Here is a 24952-nt window from a genome sequence, read left to right as displayed (position 1 = left end):
TTCGCTCGACTTGCATGTATTAGGCACGCCGCCAGCGTTCATCCTGAGCCAGGATCAAACTCTCCAATAAAGTTAGTTTGTCTAGCATCTAAAATAAAAATTGACGTTTCACGTTGTTTGTTTCGTTCAGTTTTCAAAGAACTACTTGGTCGCTCATTTGCGACTTCCTTATGTTAACATCTTCGTTTTTCGATGTCAACTAAGTTTTTCAATTTCTTTTTTGTCGTTTTCTGCGTTTCCGCATCAGCGACGGTTATTAATATATCATGGTGAAAAATGAAATGCAACACCTTTTATAAACTTTTTTTAAAACTGCCCACATTTCTTTTTTTATATCATATACTTAAACGAAATATCTCTTTCATGTATGAGCAATTCCTACATATATTTTATATAAAGTTACTCTATCAAAAGACGTTTCTTTCTATAATAAGCGTTTTATTCATATAGCATATCATACAAGGAGGAATATATATGGACTATACCGATTTATTAATCAAACTAGGTCTCTCGGCTATTTTAGGATTTGCCATTGGTTTAGAACGCGAATTAAAACGGAAACCACTTGGTTTAAAAACGTGTTTAGTTATTTCTATTATTAGTTGCCTCCTAACGATTGTCTCTATTAAAGCAGCTTATAACTTACCACATACCGATCATATGAATATGGATCCACTTCGACTTGCCGCTCAAATTGTATCAGGAATTGGTTTTTTAGGTGCTGGCGTAATTTTAAGAAGAGGCAACGATAGCATTGCAGGGCTCACGACTGCCGCTATGATCTGGGGTGCTTCTGGCATTGGTATTGCTGTTGGGGCCGGATTCTATATTGAAGCGATATTCGGAATGTGTTTCCTTATGATTAGTGTCGAACTTATACCACTCGCGATGAAATATGTAGGCCCTAGATCATTTCGTCAACGTGATATCGCTGTGAAACTTGTTGTACGAAATATGGACAATATCCCAATCGTAATTGAAGAAATAAAAGAAATGGATATAAAAGTTAAGAATATGAAGCTTAAAACATTAGAAAACGGTTCTCACTATTTACATCTTAAACTGTCCATTGATCAAAAAAGACATACTGCTGATGTTTACTATGCTCTCCAGCATCTTGAAAGTGTCCAACAAACTGAAGTGGAAAGTATGTAACGTAAAACAAACTCTCTTTAATTAGAGAGTTTTTCTTTTTTCTATAATGGCAACAATGAATGTAGTCCTACAAAGTAAGGAGGAATAGGCAATTGAAATCCCGTCCGAATTTAGTAGATACATTTCGCGATTCCATTATTTTCCGTTTAATTTGTTTTATTATTGTACTGACTGCTTTTTCCGGTTTTCTTATACATAGATTAGAACCTTTTCATTTCACTACATGGTTTGACGGAATTTGGTGGTCAATCGTTACCATTTTTACAGTTGGATATGGCGACTTTGCTCCCCATACGACGCTAGGAAAACTAATAGGTATAAGTATTATTTTATTAGGAACTGGCTTTTGTTCTTATTATATGGTGCTGTTTGCTACTGAAATGATTAATAAACAATATATGAAAATTAAAGGTGAAGAAGCCGCTACTTCTAACGGTCATATGATTATCGTTGGCTGGAATGAGCGCGCAAAACATGTTGTAAAGCAAATGCACGTATTACAACCAAACCTTGATATCGTTTTAATTGATGAAACACTTTCTTTACTCCCAAAACCATTTCATCATTTAGAATTTATAAAAGGTTGTCCGCATCACGATCAAACTTTATTAAAGGCTAATATTGCAACGGCACACACCATATTAATAACAGCTGATAAAGAAAAAAACGAAAGCTTAGCGGATACACAGTCCATTTTAAATATTTTAACTGCAAAAGGGCTCAACCCAAACATTCACTGCATCGCTGAACTTCTTACTTCTGAACAAATACAAAATGCAACGAGAGCTGGCGTGTCAGAAATTATAGAAGGAAATAAATTAACGAGCTATGTATTTACCGCTTCTCTTTTATTCCCTTCCATTTCAGGTGTACTATTTTCACTTTACGACGAAATCTCTGATAATAAATTACAACTGATGGAGCTTCCATCGTCCTGCACCGGACAAACTTTTGCCAATTGTAGCTATACTCTTTTAAAGCAAAACATTCTCTTACTAGGTATAAAGCGCGACGAACAATATATGATTAATCCAGTTCATTCCTTTGTTCTCATTGAAAGCGACATATTCATTGTTATTCACCATTAGTAAAATGACGCTCTAATTCTTGCATGAGCACTTTCCCAATATTGATATATTTTCTTTTCACATCTCCATCTGGATCTTTCGGCTCAGCAAATTGATCCATTCCACTTGTTCCAGCTGTTAAAGTATTCACATTATCATCTAGTTCGTCTTGATATACGTGCGAAAGAATATACGGCGTTCCAAGACGAACTATTACGCCTGGTACATCTAGTTCTCCATCAATGGCTGTAAATGGAACTCGTAAAAATTGATACCCATCTTCTTCATCGATTTTGTAATCAAAGCATCCTTTATCATAATCCCAATTACCACCAATGCTATATCCAAGTGGTTTCATAATCTCTTCTAACTTATATAACGCATATGTACGTCCTTCTAAATTTGATTGAATCGGAATCAAGCCCATCCCTCCTAGACTTTTCCTTTAGCATACCCACTTTAGTTTGAATATACTGATGGACTTTTCGATAAAATAATAAAAAGCGACCGGAATCCGGTCGCTTTTTATTATTTTAAACGCTCTTCTAATTCTGCTTTTAATTCTTCAAATCCTGGTTTACCAAGTAAAGCAAACATGTTTTTCTTATATGCTTCTACTCCAGGTTGGTCAAATGGATTCACGCCTAATAAGTAGCCGCTCATCGCACATGCTTTTTCGAAGAAGTATACAAGGTAACCGAATGTGTACTCATTTAATTCAGGAATATTGACGATTAAGTTTGGTACTCCCCCGTCGCTATGTGCAAGTAATGTACCTTCGTATGCTTTTGTGTTTACGAAGTCTACAGTTTCACCAGCAAGGTAGTTTAATCCGTCTAAATCGTTTTCTTCTGATTCGATTGTTAGTTCATGTGTAGATTTACCTACTTTAAGAACTGTTTCAAATAAGTCACGACGACCTTCTTGAACGTATTGACCTAATGAGTGTAAATCAGTTGAGAAGTTTGCTGAAGATGGGAAAATACCTTTTTGATCTTTTCCTTCACTTTCACCAAATAACTGTTTCCACCACTCAGCGAAGTATTGAAGTGCTGGTTCATAGTTAACAAGCATTTCAATTGTTTTTCCTTTATTGTATAAAGCGTTACGAACTACTGCATATTGGTAAGCTGGATTTTCTTCTAGTTCTGATGTTCCGAAGTCATCACGACCAGCAGCTGCACCTTTCATCATCTCTTCAATATTTAAGCCACTTACTGCGATTGGTAATAAACCAACTGGCGTTAATACAGAGAAACGACCTCCAACATCATCTGGAATAACAAATGTTTCGTAACCTTCGTTATCAGCTAATGTTTTTAATGCACCACGCGCTTTATCTGTAGTTGCATAAATACGTTTGCGAGCTTCTTCTTTTCCATACTTTTCTTCTAATAACTTACGGAAGATACGGAATGCTAGTGCTGGCTCTGTTGTTGTACCTGATTTGGAAATAACGTTAATAGAGAAGTCTTTACCTTCTAATACGTCCATTAAATCTTTCATGTAAGTGGAGCTAATGTTTTGTCCAACAAATAGCACTTGTGGAGTTTTACGTTGTTCTTTAGAAAGCGTGTTGTAGAAAGAATGGTTTAACATTTCGATTGCTGCACGTGCTCCTAAGTAAGAACCACCGATACCTACAACAAGTAAAATGTCAGAGTCATTTTTAATTTTTTCTGCGCATTTTTGAATGCGAGCAAATTCTTCTTTGTCATATTGAAGCGGAAGGTCTACCCACCCAAGGAAATCGTTCCCAGCTCCAGTTTTTTCGTGGATTGCGTGATGTGTTACTTTCACTGCATCACGTAAATAAGTGATTTCATGTTCACCGATGAAGGATAACGCTTTAGAATAGTCGAACGTTACATGTGTACTCATCTTTTTCCCTCCAATTATGGATATGTATTTCTGTATTCACTTTAGCGAAACTGAAGTTGTAAATCAAGCGATTCAAACATTGTAAACGTAACCAATATATATTTTTTAGAAAAAGTTCATTTTTTGCATAAAAATTCGTATTTTTCGGTATAGATGTATATACATCTTCTTTCAAACATTTTTTATGTATAAAAACAACATAACTACCCCATTCTATAAAAGAGTTAATTAACTCATCGCTTGCTCATGCTTCACAATTAAGGGGGGCTTTTTCATGAGTACTTTACAACGTATCGCATTAGTCTTTACTGTAATTGGCGCTGTGAACTGGGGACTAATCGGTTTTTTCCAGTTTGACTTAGTAGCAGCCATTTTCGGTGGACAAAATTCAGCTCTTGCACGTATTATTTACGGCATCGTTGGTATATCTGGGCTTATCAACCTTGGTTTACTGTTTAAACCATCTGAAAATCTTGGTACGCACCCAGAAACAAACGAAATTCGATAATCAGTATGTCCTTTCACCTCCGACATACGAATATGATTGCATGCAATCATATTTGCAAATATATATCATAAGATAAAGTAAAAGAGGAACGCTCATATGCGTTCCTCTTTTACTTTGTTAACTCGGACTCTTCAATCCATTCTGCCAACTTTTCTCGCAGCGTATTAAATCCGTTTTCAGATGGGTTCGGTATAAGAATCCTTCCTTGTTTTCTTTTCGCCGCTTTTAACGATAAACTCATTTTTCTGTGCTCTTCATCAATTGAAAGTACCTTTACTTCTACTGTATCGCCGACCTTTAAAAAGTCATGAATATCCTTTACATATCCATTTGTAATTTCAGATATATGCACAAGCCCTTGTGTTTCTGCATCTAACGCTACAAACGCACCGTAATCTTGAATTCCAGTCACTTTCCCTGTTACAACCACTCCTGTTGTATATTGTTCTGACATATGAAACACTCCCATACGTTTACCATTCTCTCTACAATTATAGAGAGCAAAGCAGATATATTTATTTTAAATATCCGATTGGTTAGTACGCATTCTAGATAACGTTATCTAGAATGCGTATACCTTATATTAGTAAATTATACCACTATGACAGAACTCATTCAAAATTCATAAAAAATTTCCCTTAAAGAAGTATAATTATCCAATATTGGGATAGACTACTAACACATGGCTTTCTAGTATTCCCCCCCTTTTATGGACAAAACGTATTACGTTTTGTCCTTTTTTTATTCTCTACAAACCGTTCCATTCTCTTCATTGCTTCCATAAGTTGTTCAAGCGACGTTGCATAAGAACAACGAATAAAACCTTCACCACTTTCGCCAAATACGCTACCAGGGACAACAGCCACTTTTTCTTCCAGCAATAACTGTTCTGCAAATTCCGCTGAAGATAATCCTGTTGAAGATATAGAAGGGAAAACATAAAATGCTCCGCCTGGCACATGACACGTTAAGCCCATTTCATTGAAAGATTTCGTCATGAAGTTACGACGCTTCTTATAACTATCTCTCATTCGAATCACTTCATCGTTCCCTGCCCGTAACGCCTCAAGTGCTGCAAACTGAGACATCGTCGGTGCACACATCATTGAATACTGATGGATTCTGAGCATTAATTCTGAAAATTGAACAGGAGCTGCAATCATACCGAGACGCCATCCTGTCATCGCAAACCCTTTTGAAAATCCCGAAATTAAAATCGTATGCTCACGCATATTTTTAATACTCGCGAAACTTGTATATACTTCGTCGTATACAAGCTCTGCATAAATTTCATCAGATAATACAATTAGATTGTACTTCTCAACAATCACTGCTATTTCTTCAAGCTCGGATTTATTTAGCATTGCACCTGTCGGGTTATTTGGTGAACAAAGCAAAATCGCCTTTGTTTTCGCTGTAATAGCTGCTTCAATTTGTTCTGGTAGTACTTTAAACTCATTTTCTAAAGTAGTCGCCACAGGAACCGGAACTCCTCCAGCTAATGTCACAAGTGGTGCATAAGAAACGAAGCTTGGTTCAATAATGAGCACTTCATCATCAGGATTTATAATGGCGCGCATCGCTACATCTAACGCCTGGCTCGCTCCAACTGTAACAATGATTTCATCACTTGGGTCATAAGATACTGCAAATTGTTTTTTTAGATACTTTGCTATTTCTTGACGGAGCTCCAATAATCCTGCATTTGCTGTATATGACGTATACCCTTGTTCCAAAGAACGAATACATGCTTGCCTTACATTCCAAGGGGTAACAAAATCTGGCTCTCCTACCCCGAGGGAAATAACACCTTTCATATTTGCTGCTAAATCAAAAAATTTTCGAATACCAGATGGTTTTAAAGATTCTGCTGATCTAGATAGTTCAAATTGCTTCATGGTGTCACCACAATTCGCTTATCATCATCGTCTTTTTCATAAATAACGCCCTCATGTTTATACTTCTTCAAAATGAAATGAGTAGTTGTAGAAACGACAGATTCAATTGTTGCTAATTTCTCAGAAACAAACATCGCTACTTCCCCCATCGTTTTCCCTTCTAATGTAATAGAAAGATCATATGTCCCTGACATTAAATAAACGGATTTCACTTCTGAATAACGATAAATTTGTTCAGCAACCGCATCAAACCCCACACCGTGCTTTGGCGTAACTTTCACATCGATCATTGCCGTTAAACCTGTATGTTCTTTCACTTTCGTCCAATCGATATGTGTTACATAATCCACAATAATCTTTTCATTTTCTAATCTCGCAACCATCTTCTTTACTTCTTCTACTTCTATATTTAACAGCTTCGCTAATGTATCTACAGATAATCGACTACTCTTTTCAAGACAAGCTAATAATTCTAATTCTTTTTCTGTCACCATATAAATCATCCTTCCTTTTCGTTTGTGTCTAAATTATACAAATACCCTTTCCAGTTTGAAAAGAAGATTTTTCTATTGAATTATGTCAAAATAAAGTGAAACTTTAATCAGCGAAATGCTTCACCCCGCTGACTATTAGCCCGCACCAATCGGGCTTTTACGGACAGTTGCTCTCCCACCTAACCTCTTTACTTGAGCTGCTTTTTGAGGTGGGAGACTTACTGTCCGTTAATGTGGGGTAAAGTGAAACTTTAATCAGCGGAAAAATACGTGATAAAGCGAAAGGGGATGGAACCGTGAAACCAAAAGTTTATATTGCTGAACCAGTTCCAACATTTGTAGAAAACTATTTATCAGAACACTGTGATTATGAAAAATGGGATCAAAATGAGAAAGTACCTCGTGATATTCTATTAGAGAAAATACAAGATAAAGATGGGTTATTAAATTTCGGATCTGCTATTAATGAAGAATTACTGACAGTAGCTCCTAACTTAAAAGTAGTGAGCAACATTTCTGTTGGTTACGATAATTTTGATTTACAAGCGATGAAAAACCGAAATGTTATCGGAACGAATACACCATACGTATTAGATGATACAGTAGCTGATCTCGTTTTCGCCCTTATGCTATCAGCTGGGCGCCGCGTTTGCGAACTCGATTCTTACGTGAAAAATGGTGAATGGAACGCTGAAATCGGAAAAGAACACTTCGGACTAGATGTACACCATAGCACAATTGGTATTATCGGTATGGGCCGAATTGGAGAAGCCGTCGCAAAACGAGCAAAATTCGGATTTGATATGAATGTTCTTTACTATAACCGCCGTCGTAAAGAAGAAGCTGAACAAAAATTCGATGCTACATATTGTGATTTACAGACGCTACTGAAGCAGTCTGACTTTATTGTTCTTCTTACTCCATTAACAGATGAAACATATCACCTTATCGGAGAAAAGGAATTTTCATTAATGAAAGACACAGCAATCTTCATTAATGCTTCTCGCGGGAAAACAGTAGATGAAGAAGCGTTAATCCATGCTTTAACAGAAAAGAAAATCTTTGCAGCAGGTATCGATACATTTACACAAGAGCCGATTCGAAAAGATAATCCACTCTTATCATTACAAAATGTTGTGACTTTACCACATATCGGATCTGCAACATTAAAAACTCGTCAGCAAATGGCCATGACCGCCGCTGAAAATTTAGTTGCAGGGTTACAAGGAAAAACACCGCCTAATATTGTTCGCGGGTAATACTGAATAAACGAAAGGCAAGATGACATCGTCATCTTGCCTTTTTTTGTTAACATATTTTCTTCTTCCTTGGAGATGATATGAACAAAAATCAATGGAGTGACAAAAAATGAATCATAAATATACTTGTCCTTATTTCACTTTTTCCACTCGCGGCACTACCGTTCATTACGAATTGTATGAACATGATAATAAAACAGAACGTCCTACTTTCATACTCGTTCACGGCTTTTTATCTTCCTCATTCAGTTACCGCCGTCTCATTCCTTTACTATCGAAGGAAGGAACAGTCATTGCTCTTGATTTGCCACCGTTCGGAAAAAGTGATAAATCTCATCTGTTTAAGTATTCTTATCACAATTTAGCAACGATTATTATTGATTTAATTGAACATTTATCTCTCTCAAACATTGTATTAGTTGGGCATTCTATGGGTGGGCAAATTTCTCTCTATGTAAACCGTATACGTCCTGAACTCATTTCAAAGACGATTTTACTATGTAGCTCGAGCTATTTAGCTCGCGCAACCTTACCTTTACTATACTCTTCTTATTTACCGTTCTTTCATTTATACGTAAAGAACTGGATTATAAGGCGCGGCATTGTTCATAACTTAATGAATGTCGTTCATGATCACTCATTAATTGACGATGAAATGAAAAAAGGTTACTCCGCTCCTTTTTATGACGACCGTATATTTCCCGCTTTAACTCGCATGATACGAGACCGTGAAGGTGACTTATCTTCAACTGAATTACAAAAAATCGAAACACCTATCCTACTCATTTGGGGTGAAAAAGACCGCGTCGTCCCTGTACATGTAGGTCATCGTCTACACAAAGATTTACCGAATTCAAAATTTATTTCTTACGAAAATACAGGACATTTACTACCTGAAGAAAAGCCTGAACATGTTTATGAAGAAATTATCGCTTTTTCCGCGCAATAAAATGAAACTTTAATGAGCCCCCACCTAACTTCTTTGCTTCCGCTGAATTTTGAGGTGAGGGTCTTACTACCCAGCAAATAGCGGGATAATATAAAAAAGGCTGTCGGAAATCCCGACAGCCTATAATGAACAGCTTCCACCTTCTTTTATTACAAGTAATTCCACAGCTAATTTCTCACATTTTTCAAGCGCAGGTACTTCCTCGAAAGACATAAAGTATATATGTTGAATCTTCTTTGCGATGTATTTTGGATCGTCAAACACACTTATGACGCTCACAACATCGCTCGCCTCTGTTTCATAAAACTCCGGTCCCATTTGAAACGGATCCCAATTCTTCACAACCTCTATCATCTTTTCATATGTACCCATTCGCTTCCCGCCTTTTCACTTTTTAATACTTTTCTTTATCCTATCACATCAGCTATTCTATAAGAAGAGAGAGAACTTTCATAACTTATTGGTTTTACAGAAGAAGGGAGCAAACTTATGCAACTATTTCATAAAGCAATCAATCGACGTGGAACGCATAGTATAAAATGGGATACATATAAAAACGAAGAACTTATCCATGCTTGGATTGCTGATATGGATTTTGAAGTACCAAAACCAATTCAAACTGCCTTAAAACAACGAATCGAACATCCGATTTTTGGCTATACACTTCCTCCCGAAAATATTGGAAATATTATTTGTAACTGGACAAAACAACAATACAACTGGGATATTCAAAAAGAATGGATTGTCTTTAGCGCCGGAATCGTTCCAGCTCTTAGTACGAGCATACAGGCTTTCACCAAAGAAAACGAATCTGTTCTCGTACAACCACCTATTTATCCTCCATTTTTCGAAATGGTCACAACAAACAACAGGCAGTTATGCGTGAGTCCATTACAGAAACAAAATGATACATATGTGATAGACTTCAAGCATTTAGAAAAGCAGTTTCAGCAAGGCATCAAACTCATGCTTCTTTGTAGCCCTCATAACCCAATCGGACGCGTTTGGACGAAAGAGGAACTTGTGCAGCTCGGATCATTATGTACTAAATATGACGTAATCGTTGTGGCGGATGAAATTCATTCCGATATCATTTATGCAGACCATACACATACACCGTTCGCTTCCTTATCTGAAGAATTAGCAGAGCGCACTATCACTTGCATGGCTCCAAGTAAAACATTTAATATCGCTGGATTACAGGCGTCGATCATTATCATTCCAAACGAAAAGCTCCGTCATGCCTTTACAGCTATCCAGTATAGACAAGGCTTCCACGGGTTAAATATCTTCGCTTATACAGCGATGCAAAGCGCCTATACAGAATGTAATGATTGGCTAAACGAAATTCGATTATATATAGAAGATAATGCTCAATTTGCTTGTGAATATATTAAAACTCACATACCTGCTCTTTCCGTAACGAAGCCAGAAGGTAGCTTTTTATTATGGATTGATTGTTCACGTCTAAAGCTTTCTCAAAACGAGCGTACCGCACTACTTGAGGAAAAAGGAAAAATCATCGTTGAACCTGGTGAGAAATACGGGTTAGGTGGCGAAGAACATATTCGAATTAACATCGGCTGTCCACGATCTGTTTTAGAAGAAATTTTAAACAGACTGCGTCATACGTTTTCATAATAAGAAAGGAGTCTGTCCCGAATCATTCTTGGGCAGACTCCTTTGTCATATTTTGTCGGTAAGTCGATATATTTCAATAATCGCTGATATATTTCAAGTTACGGTCGATATATTCCAATAATCGCCGATATAATTTGAGTTACAGTCGATATATTCCAATAATCGCTGATATATTTTCAATTACATTTCACAAATAAAGCTACCATTCACGGTAGCTTTTACTTTTTCTTCATATCCGATGCTTTTTTTACAATTACGCCACAAGCAATTCGATCCCCTGATTTACCTGTCGGTTGTGTCATACCATCATCAGGGTTTTCTGTAATAATAATAGACGCTCCATCTTTTCTATGAATCGTCGTTTTCCCTTCTTCAAGTGTAATGTGGGGTGCATCGATTTCCGCTTTAATCTTTCCAGAACCATCTGCAACTACGTTCGGTAAATCACCGTTTTCTGCGCCCTTCGGATTAAGAAGACCATGTTTTTTATCATCAGGATTAAAATGATTCCCAGATGATTCAAAACGAGGTGCCTTACACTCTCCGATTTCATGTACATGTAGTCCGTGTGGTCCTGGCGTGAAACCTTCCCCTTTAATCGTAATTTTCACTCCACTTGTTTGCTGAACTACTTTCGCAGTCCCTACTTCATCTCCTGAAGCATTATGTAATTTCACTTCAATTTCTTTCGGCTTTCCTTGGTCACAACCTGCCATCAGAAATAATAAACAACAACTGAAAAAAAGCCGTTTTTTCATTTTATTCCCTCCAAAATATATTCTGCCCTTAGATTGTCCGAGCATAGAGGGAAACATACAAAAATGCGTTACTGTTTCTTTTCAGCTAATAGTTTTTCTTCAACTTTCTGTAATCGGTCTGCTTCTCTTTTTGATATACGAATAAACATGCGCCACGTAGCAATAGCACCGATAATAAATAGAACACAAACAATCCCTGGAATAATATATTCTGTTTTATCTTCCGGAAAATATAAAGGCATCATATAGAACACTCCTTATTATAGGATTTATAAAACATCAGAATTTTCTGTTATATCATTTTAAATTATAGTGCAACCTCCCCATATTCTCAAGGGGCGTTCTGAAAACGAAGGATTTCTTTGACTCCTTCCCTCACTTTCCTTACTATAAACTTGAGGTGAAAAATATGAGAGAAACATTTGAAATTGGTGAAATCGTTACTGGTATTTATAAAACAGGAAAATACATTGGCGAGGTTACAAATAGCCGCCCTGGCAGTTACGTCGTAAAAGTATTAGCTGTTTTAAAACATCCGGTGCAAGGTGACTTACATAACGTAAAACAAGCTGACGTACCATTTTTCCACGAAAGACGTGCTTTAGCTTTTCGTGAGCAAACGAATATTCCAGAACAAATGGTGAAGAAATATGAAGGAGAAATTCCGGATTATACAGATTCACTAAAATTAGCATTAGAAACTCAAATGAATTCATTTTCTGAAGATGATTCACCTTTTGCAGAGCGTAGTCTAGAAACATTAGAGCAGTTAAAGAAAGACTACAAACTCTAAAAAACAAAACGACCAAATTACATAATGTGCAATTTGGTCGTTACTGTGTGCTCACTTTCTTTAACACTTTTGAAAAATCAACAAGTTCTCCTAATGTTGGAGGTGCTGGTTTTACTAAATACTCTTTATCTTTTTCTACTAGTTTAAAAATATTGTACGTCGTCATTGCATCATCAAGCGCACAATGATGCTTCCCTGTCCCTACTTTTCCATACGCCTCAATTGCTTTCCATAATCCTGTTTGATTTCTTTCTCCAAAAAACTTCTTATACTCAAGCGATAAATCACGACACTGTCCGAAGAATGGAAAAGCTATCCCTGCCATTTCACAATTATGCTTCAGCACTTTCATATCCATATTTCCCCACGTTACAATTGTCGGTTTACATTTCGTTTCGTATTCTGAAAGCTTCTTAACGAGTTCAGGAAATGAAATCCCTTTATCCACGACTTCTTGTTTTATTCCTAAAAACTTCTTACATCGATCCGTTAAAGAGGGAAATGTTTTCGGCCTGACATGTGATGAATACGTATCTTCTACCTTACAGCCAGCAACTGAAACGAGTCCTACCTCAATAATCTCTGGAAAAAATCCTTTCGGTTTCTTTCTATGCTGGGGCATCGTAAACTCAAAGTCTAAAAATAAAAATCGTTGTTCATCCATACGATCCCTTCCTTATCATTTTTGTCATTCCTTTCTATTTGACACTCCTACACGAACAAGCTCGAATGCTAATTCCATTTTAAATATTCAGATTGGATGTATCTTATATATATGTCAAATGCCCACAAATATTTTAAAAAATAAGAAAAAATGACCTATGCAGAAAATATGACAAAATCTCTCCTTTCATTTACATCCGCCATTTTCCTACTTTATAATGACGTTATGTGTGTTTCTTCTAGAGCATTTTTGACACACTAAGAAAAAGTGAATGAAAGGAGATGAGATTTTTGCACGAAACAACGCAAGAACTCGCTAACTGGCAGTATTATTTTGCTATCGCAGTCTTTTTAATTACATATGCCATTATTATTTCTGAAAAAATTAATCGCGCTGTCATCGCACTTCTTGGTGCAGCACTCATGGTAATTGTGGGGGTCGTCGATTTACATAACGCCTTTACGAAACATATTGAATGGGGAACGATTACGCTACTCATCGGTATGATGATTTTGGTGAACATTACGAGTAAATCAGGTGTCTTCCAATACGTTGCCATTAAAGCGGCAAAAGGAGCGCAAGGAAATCCAATTAAAATTTTAATTTCACTTTCCTTACTTACCGCGCTTGGCTCCGCATTTTTAGATAACGTTACAACTGTACTTCTTGTTGTTCCAGTTACTTTATCTATTACGCGCATACTGCAAGTAAATCCTGTTCCTTATTTACTTTCTGAAATTATTTTTTCAAACATTGGAGGAACAGCAACATTAATTGGTGATCCACCTAACATTATGATTGGTTCTGCAAATAAGCATTTAGACTTCAATGCTTTCCTATTGAATCTAGCACCAATTGTAATTATTATTATTGCAGTTACAGCGATAATACTTTACTTCATGTATCGCAAACAATTAATTGCCGATCCTGTACAAGTTAAAAAATTAATGAGCTTAGATGAAAAACAATACATTAAAGACCCAGTATTAATGAAAAAATCTTTAACTGTACTTGGACTTACGATTGTAGGTTTCATGACTCATTCTATTTTCCATATCGATGCCGCTATTATCGCCTTAACTGGTGCTACTGTACTTATGTTAATTGGTGTGAAAGAGCATGAAATTGAAGAAGTATTTGCAAGCGTAGAGTGGGTAACAATCTTCTTCTTCGCAGGGTTATTCGTACTTGTTGGAGGACTTATCGATATCGGTCTTATCAAAATGTTAGCTCAAAAAGTAATTGGTATAACAGGTGGAGATATTTCTTACGCATCCATCCTTATTTTATGGGTATCTGGTATCGCCTCTGCAACAATTGATAACATCCCATTCGTCGCAACAATGATTCCACTTATTAACGATATGGCAGTTGGGCTAGGCTTATCACCATCTGACGCACAAATCGATGTATTATGGTGGGCATTAGCACTAGGTGCTTGTCTGGGCGGAAACGGAACATTAATCGGAGCTTCTGCTAACGTAATCGTTGCAGGTATCGCGAGCCGCGAAGGACATAAATTTAGTTACATGGACTTCCTAAAAGTCGGTTTCCCAATTATGATCGTTTCATTAATCATTTCTCACATTTATATTTATTTACGCTACCTTATGTAGTAGAAAAAGCGCTCTGATAATCAGGGCGCTTTTTTACTTATAGCTACTTATCAACAAAAATGAAAAATCTACTCTTTATATCTCACCGGTTCATTTCGAATAATAAATAAGTGAATCGGTAAGAACACCGAAAATGTGATTACATGAATAATCGTAAATAATATAGAGTTCGTTCCGTATCTGTCTAAAATAGCGTAGATAAGATAAATGGACAATACAATCGATACAGCTGTTGCTAGTAAACTTATAATTGGTACGAAATTAAAAATGAAACATGCAACATATATGCCGAATACTTTCCACCCTGCTTCTTCTTTCAAAAAATCTGGTAATTTATCTTTCGCTAAGTCCCCCCACGTCTTACTATTCAAAAACGGAATAAACGCAAGCACCCCGTCCGTTGCACCATCATTTTTCGCCATCGAATAAAGTGCAAAAGCCGTTAACAAATATGAAATAATTGCCCAAATCAATATAACAAGAATAAACGCAAAACTAAGAGCAAAGAAACCTGCTAGTACGCCTTGATCCTCCATCTTATCCTCTCCTCTCTACTTTCAACATATTTCATTACATTGCAAGTTATGTTTTAAAATTTATCCAAACTCTTTGTATAATAAGAGAAGAAAGAGAATAAGAGAGGAGAAACACGTATGCATCCATTTGTAAAAGCATTACAAGAGCATTTTACAGCTCATCAAAATCTTGAAAAAGCAGAACCTATGGCTCGTTATATGAAAAATCACTTCCCATTTCTAGGTATTCAAACACCGGAAAGACGCCAATTATTAAAAGACATCATTCAAATACATACTCTTCCAGATAAAAGAGACTTCCAAATTATCGTACGTGAACTTTGGGACTTACCAGAACGTGAATTCCAAGCGGCTGCACTTGATATTATGCAAAAATATAAAAAGCATATAAACGAAACACATATCCCCTTCTTAGAAGAATTGATTGTAACAAAATCTTGGTGGGACACTGTCGATAGCATCGTACCTACATTTTTAGGTAATATCTTTTTACAACATCCAGAATTGATTTCTGCCTATATCCCAAAATGGATTGCATCAGATAACATTTGGTTACAACGTGCCACTATTTTATTCCAACTCAAATATAAACAAAAGATGGATGAAGAACTTCTTTTCTGGATTATTGGACAACTACATTCTTCAAAAGAATTTTTCATTCAAAAAGCAATTGGCTGGGTCCTTCGTGAATATGCAAAAACAAATCAGGATGTAGTTTGGGAATACGTGCAAAACAATGAGCTCGCTCCATTAAGTAAGCGCGAAGCAATTAAGCATATTAAACAAAATTACCGAATAAATAACGAAAAAATAGGCGAGACTCTATCATAGATAGACGCGTTCCTCTATTGAGATTTAAAAAAGAACGTGTTAGAATATGTTCATTATTATTAATATAAGTAGCGATGACGGACTTATAAGTACTTGCATAAAAAGCGATTCAGGGATAGTGAAAGCCTGAAGCCGCAAGGAAACGGCAGTCCTGAGCAATACATGATAAAGTGGATGCACCTTTTGTGTATCAACTAGGGTGGAACCGCGGGCAAACGCTCGTCCCTAGGCAAATAAGCCTTGGGATGAGCGTTTTTTTATGTTCTTTTTAGCATATACTGCTCGTTTCCAAAGTATCAGAGTATGTCATCGCCAATACGTTAACTTTCAAAAGGAGGATTTTCTTATGTATTCAATGGAACAAGTTGTAAACTTAGCGAAACATCGCGGTTTTGTTTTCCCTGGTTCTGAAATTTACGGTGGTCTTGCAAACACTTGGGATTACGGTCCACTTGGAATCGAATTAAAAAATAATGTTAAAAAAGCTTGGTGGAAAAAATTCATTCAAGAATCTCCACACAACGTTGGTTTAGACGCAGCTATTTTAATGAACCCTAAAACTTGGATCGCTTCTGGTCACGTTGGTAACTTCAACGATCCAATGATCGACTGTAAAAAATGTAAAGCTCGTCACCGTGCTGACAAATTAATTGAGGATGCTTTAGATGCAAAAGGCATCGAAATGGTTGTTGACGGTCTTACTTTCGACCAAATGGCTGACTTAATGAAAGAACATGAAGTAAAATGTCCTGATTGCGGTAGTGAAGAATTTACTGAAATCCGTCAGTTCAACTTAATGTTTAAAACATTCCAAGGTGTTACAGAGTCTAGCACAAACGAAATCTTCCTTCGTCCTGAAACAGCACAAGGTATTTTCGTAAACTTCAAAAACGTTCAACGCTCTATGCGTAAAAAGCTTCCATTTGGTATCGGCCAAATCGGTAAGAGTTTCCGTAACGAAATCACGCCTGGTAACTTCACATTCCGTACACGTGAATTCGAACAAATGGAACTTGAATTCTTCTGTAAGCCTGGTGAAGATTTAGAGTGGTTCGCATTCTGGCGTGAAACTTGTAAAAACTGGTTACTTTCACTTGGTATGTCTGAAGAGAGCATGCGTCTTCGTGACCACGGTGAAGAAGAGTTATCTCACTACAGTAATGCAACAACTGACATTGAATTCAAATTCCCATTCGGTTGGGGCGAACTTTGGGGCGTTGCATCTCGTACAGACTTCGACTTAAAACGTCACATGGAACACTCAAACGAAGACTTTAACTATATCGATCCACAAACGAATGAGCGTTACGTACCATACTGCATCGAGCCATCTTTAGGCGCAGACCGCGTAACATTAGCATTCTTATGTGATGCATATGAAGAAGAGCAATTAGAAAACGATTCTCGTACAGTTCTTCGTTTCCACCCTGCTTTAGCACCATACAAAGCAGCTATCTTACCATTATCTAAAAAGCTATCTGAAGGTGCTACTGAAGTATTCGCAGAATTAGCTAAAGACTTCATGGTAGACTTTGATGAAACTGGTTCTATCGGTAAACGTTACCGTCGTCAAGACGAAATCGGTACACCATTCTGTATCACATACGACTTCGACTCAGTTGAAGACAAAGCTGTTACAGTACGTGACCGTGACACAATGGAACAAGTTCGTATGCCAATTAGCGAACTAAAAGGTTTCTTAGAGAAGAAAATCCAGTTCTAATTATAAGAAAAAGAGGCTGCTCATAAGAGCGCCTCTTTTTTATTTTTCACGTTTTTCTTTAATTGCTACTGTACATCTTGATATACATAGTAAATCATCATTTTCATCAATAATGCGAACATCCCAAACCATTGTCGATTGTCCTCTATGTATTGGTGTTCCAATCGCTGTTACAATTCCATCTTTCTTTGAGCGAATGTGGTTCGCATTAATTTCTAATCCGAAACAAATACATTTTTCTTGATCAATTAAATTATATGAACCAACACTTGCCACTGTTTCTGCTAATGCAACCGATGCACCACCATGTAAAAATCCAAATGGCTGATGCGTACGCTCATCAACGGGCATCGTAGCAACCACCTTGTCTTCTGTCATCTCTAACAACTCAATTCCAAGTGAATCCATTAAAGTTTTTGCCATATCGCTTCCCCCTTCTCTTACTTTAATTAAATGTATAATTTTACCTATTTATTTTCAAACTACTTATAACACATATATAAGGAGGCTTCACCTAAATGAAACAGAAATTTTGTATATTACTGCTTATGTTCTCCTTGCTGACTATTGTACCAAATTGTGCAATAACAGCCAAAGCATCTAACCTGACAATCGATGTTAAGACTGTAACACAAAAAGGTAAGAAACCTTATATAGAATATCAAATAAATAGGCCTTCTTTTCACAACTTTTCTGACTCTAAATTTCAAAATAAACTCAATTTATACTACAAAAAATCCACTGACAAATTTAAAAACAAATTAGAAAAAGAAGCAAAAAAATATTATAAAGAGACAGAAGGATCTAGTACACCATTTCATCCGTACGTAGCAAATGTTGATTATAAAGTCTCTTTAAACAAACCACCTTTTCTTAGCCTATATGTGAATTACTATCAATATACTGGCGGAGCACACGGTCTTTATACGTGGAAGGCAAATACATTCGATTTAAACGTAAAAAAGGTACTGCACTTAGACGATTTATTTCAACAAAAGGATAAATATAAAGATGTAATCCGTGCGGAGATTGTACGACAAATTAAACAAAATGAAAGCATTTATTTTCCTGATGCAACTGAAAAAGTAATGAGTATGAAAAAATTTCACTTCTTTTTAGAGCCAGACAATCTCGTCATTTATTTCCCTTTATATGAGATTGCTCCCTATTCAAGTGGAATTCCGCAATTTCGTATTCCATATACGTTGCTAAGAGACTATTTAAAGCCTTCTTATCAAAATATTTTGATTGACAACAAGTAAATATTTTCGCTACGATAATGTTAACCTAAAAACAACAGGAGGTTAACATTATGAGAAGATTTCATGTTTTAGATTTAGCATTAGCTGCCATGTTCGTTGCTCTTATGGCAATCGGTGCAAATATTGTATCTTGGGCACCATTCCTTCAAGTAGCAGGCATCCCATTATCTATGCAACCATTTTTCGCAATTTTAGCAGGTCTTCTTCTTGGAAGTAGACTTGGTGCCTTATCCATGACTGTATATATGCTCGTTGGCGTAGCCGGCGCACCAATCTTCGCTAACTTCAAAGCTGGATTTGGAGCACTGTTAGATCCTACTGGTGGTTTTATTATCGCATTTATTATCGTTGCTTACGTATCCGGAAAACTAGTAGAACAAAAAGAAAGACCAACATTCATTACATTTGCAATTGCCTCTTTCACAGGAATTATTTTAACTTATATAATCGGTACTACTTACATGTACGGGGCAGTCAATCTCTTTATGGGCGGTAATATGAGCTATAAAGCTGCTTGGATGATTATGATGTGGTTCGCAGTAAAAGATATTGCATTTACAATTATCGGTGCTATTATCGCACCTCGCATATATTATGCTGTGCGTCGTTCTGCTTATCAGCATTCTCATTCGACGATTTCATAATAAAAAAATGAGTTATTTCAGTATACTGAAATAACTCATTTTTTATTAAGACTCTTGATTCGCTTGTTCTTCTAAAATTTTCTTCATCATCGCAACCATGTCATCACGTAATTCTGGGTGTTGCAGAGCCATTTCGATTGTCGTTTGAACGAATCCTAGCTTTTCACCTACGTCGTAGCGCTTTCCTTCGAAATCGTAGGCAAATACACGTTGGATTTCATTTAAGCTTTGGATTGCATCTGTTAACTGAATTTCACCACCAGCACCGACATGTTGCTGTTCTAAGAACATAAAGATTTCAGGCGTTAAAATGTAGCGCCCCATAATCGCTAAGTTTGAAGGAGCTGTACCTTGTGCTGGTTTCTCAACGAAATTGCGAACTTGGTAACGACGACCTTCTTGTTCTAATGGATCGATAATTCCATAGCGATGTGTTTCCGACTCTGGAACAGTTTGTACACCAATAACAGAAGAAAGTGTTTTTTCATACTCATCCATTAATTGACGTAAACATGGTTTCTCAGCTTGGACAATATCATCACCTAGTAACACTGCAAACGGCTCATCACCAATGAATTTACGCGCACACCAAACAGCATGTCCTAGTCCCTTCGGCTCTTTTTGACGGATGTAATGAATATCTACCATTTTTGAAGAAGCTTGTACTTTTTCAAGCAACTCATATTTTTTCTTCTCTAATAAGTTTTGTTCTAGTTCAAATGCATTATCAAAATGATCTTCAATAGAACGCTTTGTTTTACCAGTAACGATAATAATATCTTCGATACCCGATTTCACTGCTTCTTCTACAATGTATTGGATCGTTGGTTTATCTACTATCGGTAACATTTCTTTCGGCATTGCTTTCGTTGCTGGTAAAAAACGTGTTCCTAATCCAGCTGCTGGGATTATCGCTTTTCTTACTTTTTTCATCACAAAATACCCTCTCTCCTGTCGGAATCAATAGCAAGCATTTCCTACATAAAACAAAAGGGAGATTTCGCTCCCTTTTGTTCCTTACTACTTAAAATTACTTTGTATTATAAACGATTCATAATGTCTTCTTTAATAGTAAGTAACTTTTGTTCACTATTTTGTAAAGAACTATCTTTCACACCAAAGTAAAACTTAATCTTCGGCTCAGTTCCAGATGGACGTAGGCAGAACCATGAACCATCCTCTAATTGATATTTTAACACATTTGATTTCGGTAAGTGAATCTCTTCTTTATGTCCATCTTGTAAAGATGTAACAACGCTTGCTTTATAGTCTTCAACTGCTACGACTGTTAAGCCCGCCACTTCTTTCGGAGGATTCTCACGGAACTTTGCCATCATCTCTTGGATTTTTTCCGCTCCATCTTTTCCTTTTAACGTTAACGATACAAGGTCTTCACGGAAGAAGCCGTACTTCTCAAATACTTCTAATAGACCGTCATATAACGTTTTCCCTTGTGATTTGTAGTATGCAGCTACTTCACATGCAAATAGAACAGATTGTACTGCATCTTTATCACGGCAGAATGGGCGGATTAAATAACCATAGCTTTCCTCATAACCGAATTGGAATTCATATTGTCCACTTTCTTCATACTGTCTAATTTTCTCACCGATAAATTTAAATCCAGTTAGCGTATCAACTGTATCTAAACCGTATGCTTTTGCAATTGTACGACCAATTTCAGACGTTACGATTGTTTTTAATACGACACCGTTCTCTGGAAGCGTTCCGTTTTCTTTCTTTTGAGATAGTAAGTAATCAAGCATTAATGCACCTGTTTGGTTTCCTGTTAATACTTGGAACTCACCATTATGATTACGCACTGCTACACCAAGGCGGTCTGCGTCAGGATCAGTTGCGATTAATACATCTGCGCCTACCTTTTCACCGTCACGAATTGCATACTCAAACGCTGCGTGCTCCTCTGGGTTCGGTGATTTTACTGTAGAGAAGTTTGGATCTGGTAACTCTTGTTCTTTTACAACTGTTACATCTGTAAATCCAACTTCTTTTAAACCACGGCGTACAGAAATATTTGATGTTCCGTGTAATGGTGTAAAGACGATTTTTAAGTCTTTACCGACCTTTTCCACCATTTCTTTATTAATGATGACATTGTTCAATTCTGCAGCATATGCATCATCTACTTCTTGTCCAATAATATGTAATAAACCGTCAGCTTTTAATTGCTCTACATCAGCGACTTCAACTGTTAATTCATCTTCTACTGCATTTACGTAGCTAATTAACTCATCTGCCTCTTTTGGAGGTAACTGTCCACCATCTTCACCGTATACTTTGTATCCGTTATATTCAGGCGGATTATGGCTTGCCGTAAGAACGATTCCACTTACTGTATGTAAATGACGAACTGCGAAAGAAAGTACTGGCGTTGGACGTAAGCTTTCAAACACATATGTTGTGATACCACGTGCACCAAGTGTAGCAGCAACTTCCATTGCAAACTCAGGTGATTTATGACGAGAATCATAGGCTACAACAACACCGCGTTTTTTCGCTTCCTCACCTAACTTTTCGATAAAGCTTGCTAATCCTTTTGTTGCTTTACGAACTGTATATACGTTTAAACGGTTCGTACCAGCACCAAGTTCACCACGCATACCACCTGTGCCAAACTCTAGATTTTTATAAAAGCTATCCTCGATTTTCTTCTCATCTTGCTTCATATTTTCTAGCTGTTCTTTTAATTCTGCATCTAATTGTGCGTAAGAAAGCCAGCGACTAAATTCTTGTTTCCAATTCATTCTTCTCTCTCCTCTCGCTCGTCATACCTTTATTATATGAAAAAAACATGCTGTATCTCAATATTTTATAAAATCTAACAGGATTTTACTAGGAATATTTGTATACACTATTGTTAAATACTCCACTAAAGGGAATGAGGATTATGCACGAATGGGGCTTGTCAGAAGAGCTCAAAATACAAACAAAGCAAATGATTGAAATTGCTGAAAAAGAACTATCGATTATGAGGAACGCAATCGATAAAGAAGACGAATGTATTTTATGCAAAATGGAAGATATTCATCATATGTTAGCAAATGTACAAACATTGGCAGCTACATACTATATTCAGGCATATTTATCACCTTATACGGAAAGTTCATCTTTTATTACGACAGCTATCCAACATTTAAGCGCCAGAAAACATGGTGCTCTTATCGTCGTGGAACGAAACGAGACGCTTGAAGCTTTCATTCAAACTGGAACGACATTAAACGCTCATTTAACTGCGCCATTACTCGAATCAATATTTTATCCAGGTAACCCTCTTCATGACGGTGCCGTTCTCGTAAAAAATAATCATATTGTCTCAGCTGCTAATATTCTTCCTTTAACGAAAAGTACAGAAGTTGATCCTGAGCTAGGAACACGTCACAGAGCTGCAATTGGCTTATCAGAAAAGAGTGATGCACTTATATTAGTTGTCTCTGAAGAAACGGGCCGTACTTCTTTTGCTTTAAATGGGGTTTTGTATACGATTTCTTTATAAACACATTTTTCAACAGCGTAGTGACAAACGAAGTTATATCCAATTACCAACAAATGGTTCTACTATACCAATAAAAAAAGGCTGCCTCAAAAATTTGAGACAGCCTTTTCTTCAAAAAATTATTCTTCTCCAAAACGCTCCACAAGTGTTGCAAGTGTACGTACCATTGCGCCAGTTGCTCCAGCTGGACCTAAGTCGTGCGCACCTTTTGTTTCTGATGTTCCAGCGATATCTAAGTGTACCCATGGTGTATCTTCAGCGAATTCGCCTAGGAATGCACCTGCCATAACCGCATGTCCTTCACGGCCTGGTGAGTTATTTAAATCAGCAAACTTACTGTTTCTCACACGTTCTTTATCACGATCAAAAATCGGTAGTTGCCAAATTGGCTCATCTGTTTCCATAGAAGCCTCTAGCACTTGCTCAAATAACTCTTCATTATTTGTCATTGCGCCTGTCGTATAGTTTCCAAGTGCAACAATTACACCGCCTGTTAATGTTGCAACATCAACAAGGTAGTTTGCACCAAGTTTTTTCGCATACGTAATACCGTCAGCTAAAGCTAGACGACCTTCTGCATCCGTATTTAATACTTCAATTGTTTTTCCGCTCATAGATGTGATTACATCGTCTGGCTTAAATGCCGTACCACTTACAACGTTATCAGTTGAAGGAATAACAGCGATCACATTTTGTTCTGGGCGAAGTTCACCGATAATTTCCATCGCACCTAATACAGCAGCTGCACCGCCCATATCACCTTTCATACCAACCATGCCTTCACGTGGTTTTAAAGAATAACCACCTGTATCGTATGTAATACCTTTTCCAACGAACCCAATGACATCTCTCCACTCTTCTTTTCCTTTATAAATAAGAGCGATCATTTTTGGTGGCTCTACACTACCTTGGTTTACTGCAAGTAACGCACCCATACCAAGGTCTTCCATCTCTTCTTTCTCAAGAACTTTATAGTCCATATCATACTTCTCCGCTAATTCAACAGCATACTCAGCAAGCTTTGTCGCTGTTAATACGTTTGGCGGCATATTTACAAGTGTACGAGCTGAATTTGTTGCACGTCCATGTACGTAGCCAACTGTTAATGCTGCTTCAATTTCTTGTGCATCTTCCGCTGTAATAGCCGTGAACTTCTCTAACTCTACACGATCCTTTTTATCTGATTTATACGTTTGTAACTCATATGTACCAAGGCCTTGTACCTCTGCCGCAATATGAGCGACATCAATCGCGTCTAATTTCTCTGTTACGAAAGAATCAAGTAAGATTGCTGCATCTTGTACTTTTGCTGCTTGCAGTGTTTTAAACGCCTTACCAAGAGCCGCACGTAACGTTTCTGTCGTGTAAGATTCTTTCTTTCCTAAACCAACAAAGTAATAACGTTTCACATTTGTTTTCCCTAAGCTATATACTTTCGAAATGGCCTTTTTCTTCGTAGATAATTCTTTCTCTTCTAGTAAAACTTGTAATTGCCCTTCAAACGCTTTGTCCAGTTCTTGTACAAAACTACTCATTTTCTCTTCTTCAAATAAAGCAACAATTACCGCTTCATGACCTGCTAATTCTTTTTGTACTTGAAACATGTTCAGACCCCCTAAATTTCTCTACCACCATTATAACTTTATTTTCGATAAAATGCGATAATTCTAACTACAGTTATATGGCGTGTAAAATCGCAGATCCAAAATCTCCTCTATCATGAAATAAGCCAAGAAAAAAAGTCTAGCGTAATTACGAC

27 protein-coding genes and 1 rRNA gene are annotated in these 24952 nt (G+C 36.9%); 13 read left to right on the top strand and 15 right to left on the bottom strand.

The genetic code is table 11. The features are described 5' to 3' along the window. Positions 1-70: ribosomal RNA gene (locus EBQ15_RS14665) — 16S ribosomal RNA — on the bottom strand; the annotation flags it as partial. A gap of 404 nt (positions 71-474) precedes the next feature. Here EBQ15_RS14665 and EBQ15_RS14660 point away from each other — a divergent pair. Then, entirely contained in the window at positions 475-1155 is a 681-nt protein-coding gene (locus EBQ15_RS14660; RefSeq protein WP_000386676.1) for an MgtC/SapB family protein, read from the top strand. A 92-nt stretch (positions 1156-1247) separates the two neighbouring features. Further along, positions 1248-2243: a potassium channel family protein gene (locus tag EBQ15_RS14655; RefSeq protein WP_000842322.1), complete on the top strand. Its 996-nt coding sequence runs from the start codon at positions 1248-1250 to the stop codon at positions 2241-2243. Here the strand turns inward: EBQ15_RS14655 and EBQ15_RS14650 are convergent. Further along, positions 2230-2643 (bottom strand): YugN-like family protein, encoded by a 414-nt coding sequence (locus tag EBQ15_RS14650; RefSeq protein WP_000612334.1) that lies wholly within the window; start codon positions 2641-2643, stop codon positions 2230-2232. The two genes, EBQ15_RS14655 and EBQ15_RS14650, sit on opposite strands and share 14 nt — an antisense overlap. 107 nt (positions 2644-2750) lie before the next feature. Beyond that, positions 2751-4103: a glucose-6-phosphate isomerase gene (locus EBQ15_RS14645; RefSeq protein ID WP_000103658.1), complete on the bottom strand. Its 1353-nt coding sequence runs from the start codon at positions 4101-4103 to the stop codon at positions 2751-2753. Between the two features lie 274 nt (positions 4104-4377). Here EBQ15_RS14645 and EBQ15_RS14635 point away from each other — a divergent pair, with 274 nt between their 5' ends. Beyond that, a complete protein-coding gene (locus EBQ15_RS14635; RefSeq protein ID WP_000105788.1) occupies positions 4378-4611 on the top strand; it encodes a DUF378 domain-containing protein in 234 nt (77 codons plus the stop codon). A gap of 109 nt (positions 4612-4720) precedes the next feature. On the opposite strand, the gene yugI is transcribed toward EBQ15_RS14635, so the two are convergent. The 3 genes from yugI to EBQ15_RS14620 all read right to left on the bottom strand — a co-directional run bounded on the left by yugI (position 4721) and on the right by EBQ15_RS14620 (position 7003). Further along, positions 4721-5065, bottom strand: a complete 345-nt coding sequence (gene yugI, locus EBQ15_RS14630) for a S1 domain-containing post-transcriptional regulator GSP13 (protein ID WP_000003764.1) — start codon at positions 5063-5065, stop codon at positions 4721-4723. A gap of 253 nt (positions 5066-5318) precedes the next feature. Then, positions 5319-6509 carry an aminotransferase gene (locus EBQ15_RS14625; RefSeq protein ID WP_000808525.1) on the bottom strand — a complete coding sequence of 397 codons (1191 nt, stop codon included), beginning with the start codon at positions 6507-6509 and terminating at the stop codon, positions 5319-5321. Then, a complete protein-coding gene (locus EBQ15_RS14620; RefSeq protein ID WP_000255696.1) occupies positions 6506-7003 on the bottom strand; it encodes an Lrp/AsnC family transcriptional regulator in 498 nt (165 codons plus the stop codon). Before EBQ15_RS14620 ends, EBQ15_RS14625 begins: the two co-directional genes overlap by 4 nt. A gap of 266 nt (positions 7004-7269) precedes the next feature. Here EBQ15_RS14620 and EBQ15_RS14615 point away from each other — a divergent pair, with 266 nt between their 5' ends. Next, on the top strand, positions 7270-8262 hold the full coding sequence (locus EBQ15_RS14615) for a 2-hydroxyacid dehydrogenase (protein WP_033683509.1): 993 nt from the start codon (positions 7270-7272) through the stop codon (positions 8260-8262). Between the two features lie 109 nt (positions 8263-8371). Next, complete coding sequence (locus EBQ15_RS14610; protein WP_001015858.1) at positions 8372-9211, top strand: alpha/beta fold hydrolase; 840 nt, start codon at positions 8372-8374, stop codon at positions 9209-9211. Between the two features lie 120 nt (positions 9212-9331). Here the strand turns inward: EBQ15_RS14610 and EBQ15_RS14605 are convergent, their stop codons facing one another. Continuing rightward, on the bottom strand, positions 9332-9583 hold the full coding sequence (locus tag EBQ15_RS14605; protein WP_000537645.1) for a YugE family protein: 252 nt from the start codon (positions 9581-9583) through the stop codon (positions 9332-9334). 117 nt (positions 9584-9700) lie between these two features. Between EBQ15_RS14605 and EBQ15_RS14600 the strand changes: the two genes are divergently transcribed. Then, positions 9701-10852: a MalY/PatB family protein gene (locus EBQ15_RS14600; protein ID WP_001175829.1), complete on the top strand. Its 1152-nt coding sequence runs from the start codon at positions 9701-9703 to the stop codon at positions 10850-10852. Between the two features lie 218 nt (positions 10853-11070). On the opposite strand, the gene sodC is transcribed toward EBQ15_RS14600, so the two are convergent. Next, positions 11071-11610: a superoxide dismutase [Cu-Zn] gene (gene sodC / locus EBQ15_RS14595; protein ID WP_000746520.1), complete on the bottom strand. Its 540-nt coding sequence runs from the start codon at positions 11608-11610 to the stop codon at positions 11071-11073. A 68-nt stretch (positions 11611-11678) separates the two neighbouring features. Then, entirely contained in the window at positions 11679-11855 is a 177-nt protein-coding gene (locus EBQ15_RS31150) for a hypothetical protein (protein ID WP_000982755.1), read from the bottom strand. Between the two features lie 164 nt (positions 11856-12019). On the opposite strand from EBQ15_RS31150, the gene kapB reads away from it, so the two are divergent. After that, positions 12020-12403 (top strand): kinase-associated lipoprotein KapB, encoded by a 384-nt coding sequence (kapB, locus tag EBQ15_RS14590; protein WP_001209340.1) that lies wholly within the window; start codon positions 12020-12022, stop codon positions 12401-12403. 40 nt (positions 12404-12443) lie between these two features. Here kapB and kapD read toward each other — a convergent pair whose 3' ends face one another. Further along, positions 12444-13067 (bottom strand): 3'-5' exonuclease KapD, encoded by a 624-nt coding sequence (gene kapD, locus EBQ15_RS14585; RefSeq protein ID WP_000344358.1) that lies wholly within the window; start codon positions 13065-13067, stop codon positions 12444-12446. Between the two features lie 290 nt (positions 13068-13357). On the opposite strand from kapD, the gene EBQ15_RS14580 reads away from it, so the two are divergent. Beyond that, a complete protein-coding gene (locus EBQ15_RS14580; protein WP_000545231.1) occupies positions 13358-14683 on the top strand; it encodes an ArsB/NhaD family transporter in 1326 nt (441 codons plus the stop codon). A 68-nt stretch (positions 14684-14751) separates the two neighbouring features. Here the strand turns inward: EBQ15_RS14580 and EBQ15_RS14575 are convergent, their stop codons facing one another. Further along, a complete protein-coding gene (locus tag EBQ15_RS14575) occupies positions 14752-15219 on the bottom strand; it encodes a hypothetical protein (RefSeq protein WP_000390061.1) in 468 nt (155 codons plus the stop codon). Positions 15220-15336: 117 nt separating this feature from the next. Between EBQ15_RS14575 and EBQ15_RS14570 the strand changes: the two genes are divergently transcribed. Together EBQ15_RS14570 and EBQ15_RS14565 are read left to right on the top strand one after the other, a co-directional pair. Continuing rightward, entirely contained in the window at positions 15337-16050 is a 714-nt protein-coding gene (locus EBQ15_RS14570) for a DNA alkylation repair protein (protein ID WP_000553304.1), read from the top strand. A gap of 346 nt (positions 16051-16396) precedes the next feature. After that, positions 16397-17773 carry a glycine--tRNA ligase gene (locus EBQ15_RS14565; protein ID WP_000287147.1) on the top strand — a complete coding sequence of 459 codons (1377 nt, stop codon included), beginning with the start codon at positions 16397-16399 and terminating at the stop codon, positions 17771-17773. Positions 17774-17812: 39 nt separating this feature from the next. On the opposite strand, the gene EBQ15_RS14560 is transcribed toward EBQ15_RS14565, so the two are convergent. Then, complete coding sequence (locus tag EBQ15_RS14560) at positions 17813-18196, bottom strand: hotdog fold thioesterase (protein WP_001140612.1); 384 nt, start codon at positions 18194-18196, stop codon at positions 17813-17815. 95 nt (positions 18197-18291) lie between these two features. On the opposite strand from EBQ15_RS14560, the gene EBQ15_RS14555 reads away from it, so the two are divergent. After that, on the top strand, positions 18292-19035 hold the full coding sequence (locus tag EBQ15_RS14555) for a DUF3298 and DUF4163 domain-containing protein (RefSeq protein WP_000810331.1): 744 nt from the start codon (positions 18292-18294) through the stop codon (positions 19033-19035). 50 nt (positions 19036-19085) lie between these two features. Further along, entirely contained in the window at positions 19086-19679 is a 594-nt protein-coding gene (locus tag EBQ15_RS14550) for a biotin transporter BioY (protein ID WP_001252163.1), read from the top strand. Between the two features lie 45 nt (positions 19680-19724). Here EBQ15_RS14550 and galU read toward each other — a convergent pair whose 3' ends face one another. Both galU and EBQ15_RS14540 read right to left on the bottom strand, forming a co-directional pair. After that, complete coding sequence (gene galU / locus EBQ15_RS14545) at positions 19725-20612, bottom strand: UTP--glucose-1-phosphate uridylyltransferase GalU (RefSeq protein ID WP_002097988.1); 888 nt, start codon at positions 20610-20612, stop codon at positions 19725-19727. A gap of 107 nt (positions 20613-20719) precedes the next feature. Beyond that, positions 20720-22444, bottom strand: a complete 1725-nt coding sequence (locus EBQ15_RS14540) for a phospho-sugar mutase (RefSeq protein ID WP_001104216.1) — start codon at positions 22442-22444, stop codon at positions 20720-20722. A 143-nt stretch (positions 22445-22587) separates the two neighbouring features. Between EBQ15_RS14540 and cdaS the strand changes: the two genes are divergently transcribed. Beyond that, positions 22588-23193 (top strand): sporulation-specific diadenylate cyclase CdaS, encoded by a 606-nt coding sequence (cdaS, locus tag EBQ15_RS14535; protein ID WP_000545251.1) that lies wholly within the window; start codon positions 22588-22590, stop codon positions 23191-23193. A gap of 119 nt (positions 23194-23312) precedes the next feature. Here cdaS and pepA read toward each other — a convergent pair whose 3' ends face one another. After that, complete coding sequence (gene pepA, locus EBQ15_RS14530) at positions 23313-24797, bottom strand: cytosol aminopeptidase (protein WP_000487956.1); 1485 nt, start codon at positions 24795-24797, stop codon at positions 23313-23315. Between the last annotated feature and the right edge of the window lie 155 nt (positions 24798-24952).

The organism is Bacillus sp. 2D03 (assembly GCF_003946765.1).
GTDB classification, from domain to species: Bacteria; Bacillota; Bacilli; order Bacillales; family Bacillaceae_G; genus Bacillus_A; species Bacillus_A cereus.
This window is presented reverse-complemented; position numbering and strand designations above follow the sequence as displayed.

Coding starts and splice junctions, on each gene's coding strand:
- EBQ15_RS14625 (WP_000808525.1), bottom strand. CDS start 6,509: ATGAAGCAATTTGAACTATCTAGATCAGCAGAATCTTTAAAACCATCT.
- EBQ15_RS14550 (WP_001252163.1), top strand. CDS start 19,086: ATGAGAAGATTTCATGTTTTAGATTTAGCATTAGCTGCCATGTTCGTT.
- EBQ15_RS14570 (WP_000553304.1), top strand. CDS start 15,337: ATGCATCCATTTGTAAAAGCATTACAAGAGCATTTTACAGCTCATCAA.
- kapD (WP_000344358.1), bottom strand. CDS start 13,067: ATGGATGAACAACGATTTTTATTTTTAGACTTTGAGTTTACGATGCCC.
- sodC (WP_000746520.1), bottom strand. CDS start 11,610: ATGAAAAAACGGCTTTTTTTCAGTTGTTGTTTATTATTTCTGATGGCA.
- EBQ15_RS14540 (WP_001104216.1), bottom strand. CDS start 22,444: ATGAATTGGAAACAAGAATTTAGTCGCTGGCTTTCTTACGCACAATTA.
- EBQ15_RS14660 (WP_000386676.1), top strand. CDS start 475: ATGGACTATACCGATTTATTAATCAAACTAGGTCTCTCGGCTATTTTA.
- galU (WP_002097988.1), bottom strand. CDS start 20,612: ATGAAAAAAGTAAGAAAAGCGATAATCCCAGCAGCTGGATTAGGAACA.
- EBQ15_RS14605 (WP_000537645.1), bottom strand. CDS start 9,583: ATGGGTACATATGAAAAGATGATAGAGGTTGTGAAGAATTGGGATCCG.
- EBQ15_RS14565 (WP_000287147.1), top strand. CDS start 16,397: ATGTATTCAATGGAACAAGTTGTAAACTTAGCGAAACATCGCGGTTTT.
- yugI (WP_000003764.1), bottom strand. CDS start 5,065: ATGTCAGAACAATATACAACAGGAGTGGTTGTAACAGGGAAAGTGACT.
- kapB (WP_001209340.1), top strand. CDS start 12,020: ATGAGAGAAACATTTGAAATTGGTGAAATCGTTACTGGTATTTATAAA.
- EBQ15_RS14555 (WP_000810331.1), top strand. CDS start 18,292: ATGAAACAGAAATTTTGTATATTACTGCTTATGTTCTCCTTGCTGACT.
- cdaS (WP_000545251.1), top strand. CDS start 22,588: ATGCACGAATGGGGCTTGTCAGAAGAGCTCAAAATACAAACAAAGCAA.
- EBQ15_RS14560 (WP_001140612.1), bottom strand. CDS start 18,196: ATGGCAAAAACTTTAATGGATTCACTTGGAATTGAGTTGTTAGAGATG.
- EBQ15_RS14620 (WP_000255696.1), bottom strand. CDS start 7,003: ATGGTGACAGAAAAAGAATTAGAATTATTAGCTTGTCTTGAAAAGAGT.
- EBQ15_RS14575 (WP_000390061.1), bottom strand. CDS start 15,219: ATGGAGGATCAAGGCGTACTAGCAGGTTTCTTTGCTCTTAGTTTTGCG.
- EBQ15_RS31150 (WP_000982755.1), bottom strand. CDS start 11,855: ATGATGCCTTTATATTTTCCGGAAGATAAAACAGAATATATTATTCCA.
- pepA (WP_000487956.1), bottom strand. CDS start 24,797: ATGTTTCAAGTACAAAAAGAATTAGCAGGTCATGAAGCGGTAATTGTT.
- EBQ15_RS14635 (WP_000105788.1), top strand. CDS start 4,378: ATGAGTACTTTACAACGTATCGCATTAGTCTTTACTGTAATTGGCGCT.
- EBQ15_RS14645 (WP_000103658.1), bottom strand. CDS start 4,103: ATGAGTACACATGTAACGTTCGACTATTCTAAAGCGTTATCCTTCATC.
- EBQ15_RS14610 (WP_001015858.1), top strand. CDS start 8,372: ATGAATCATAAATATACTTGTCCTTATTTCACTTTTTCCACTCGCGGC.
- EBQ15_RS14600 (WP_001175829.1), top strand. CDS start 9,701: ATGCAACTATTTCATAAAGCAATCAATCGACGTGGAACGCATAGTATA.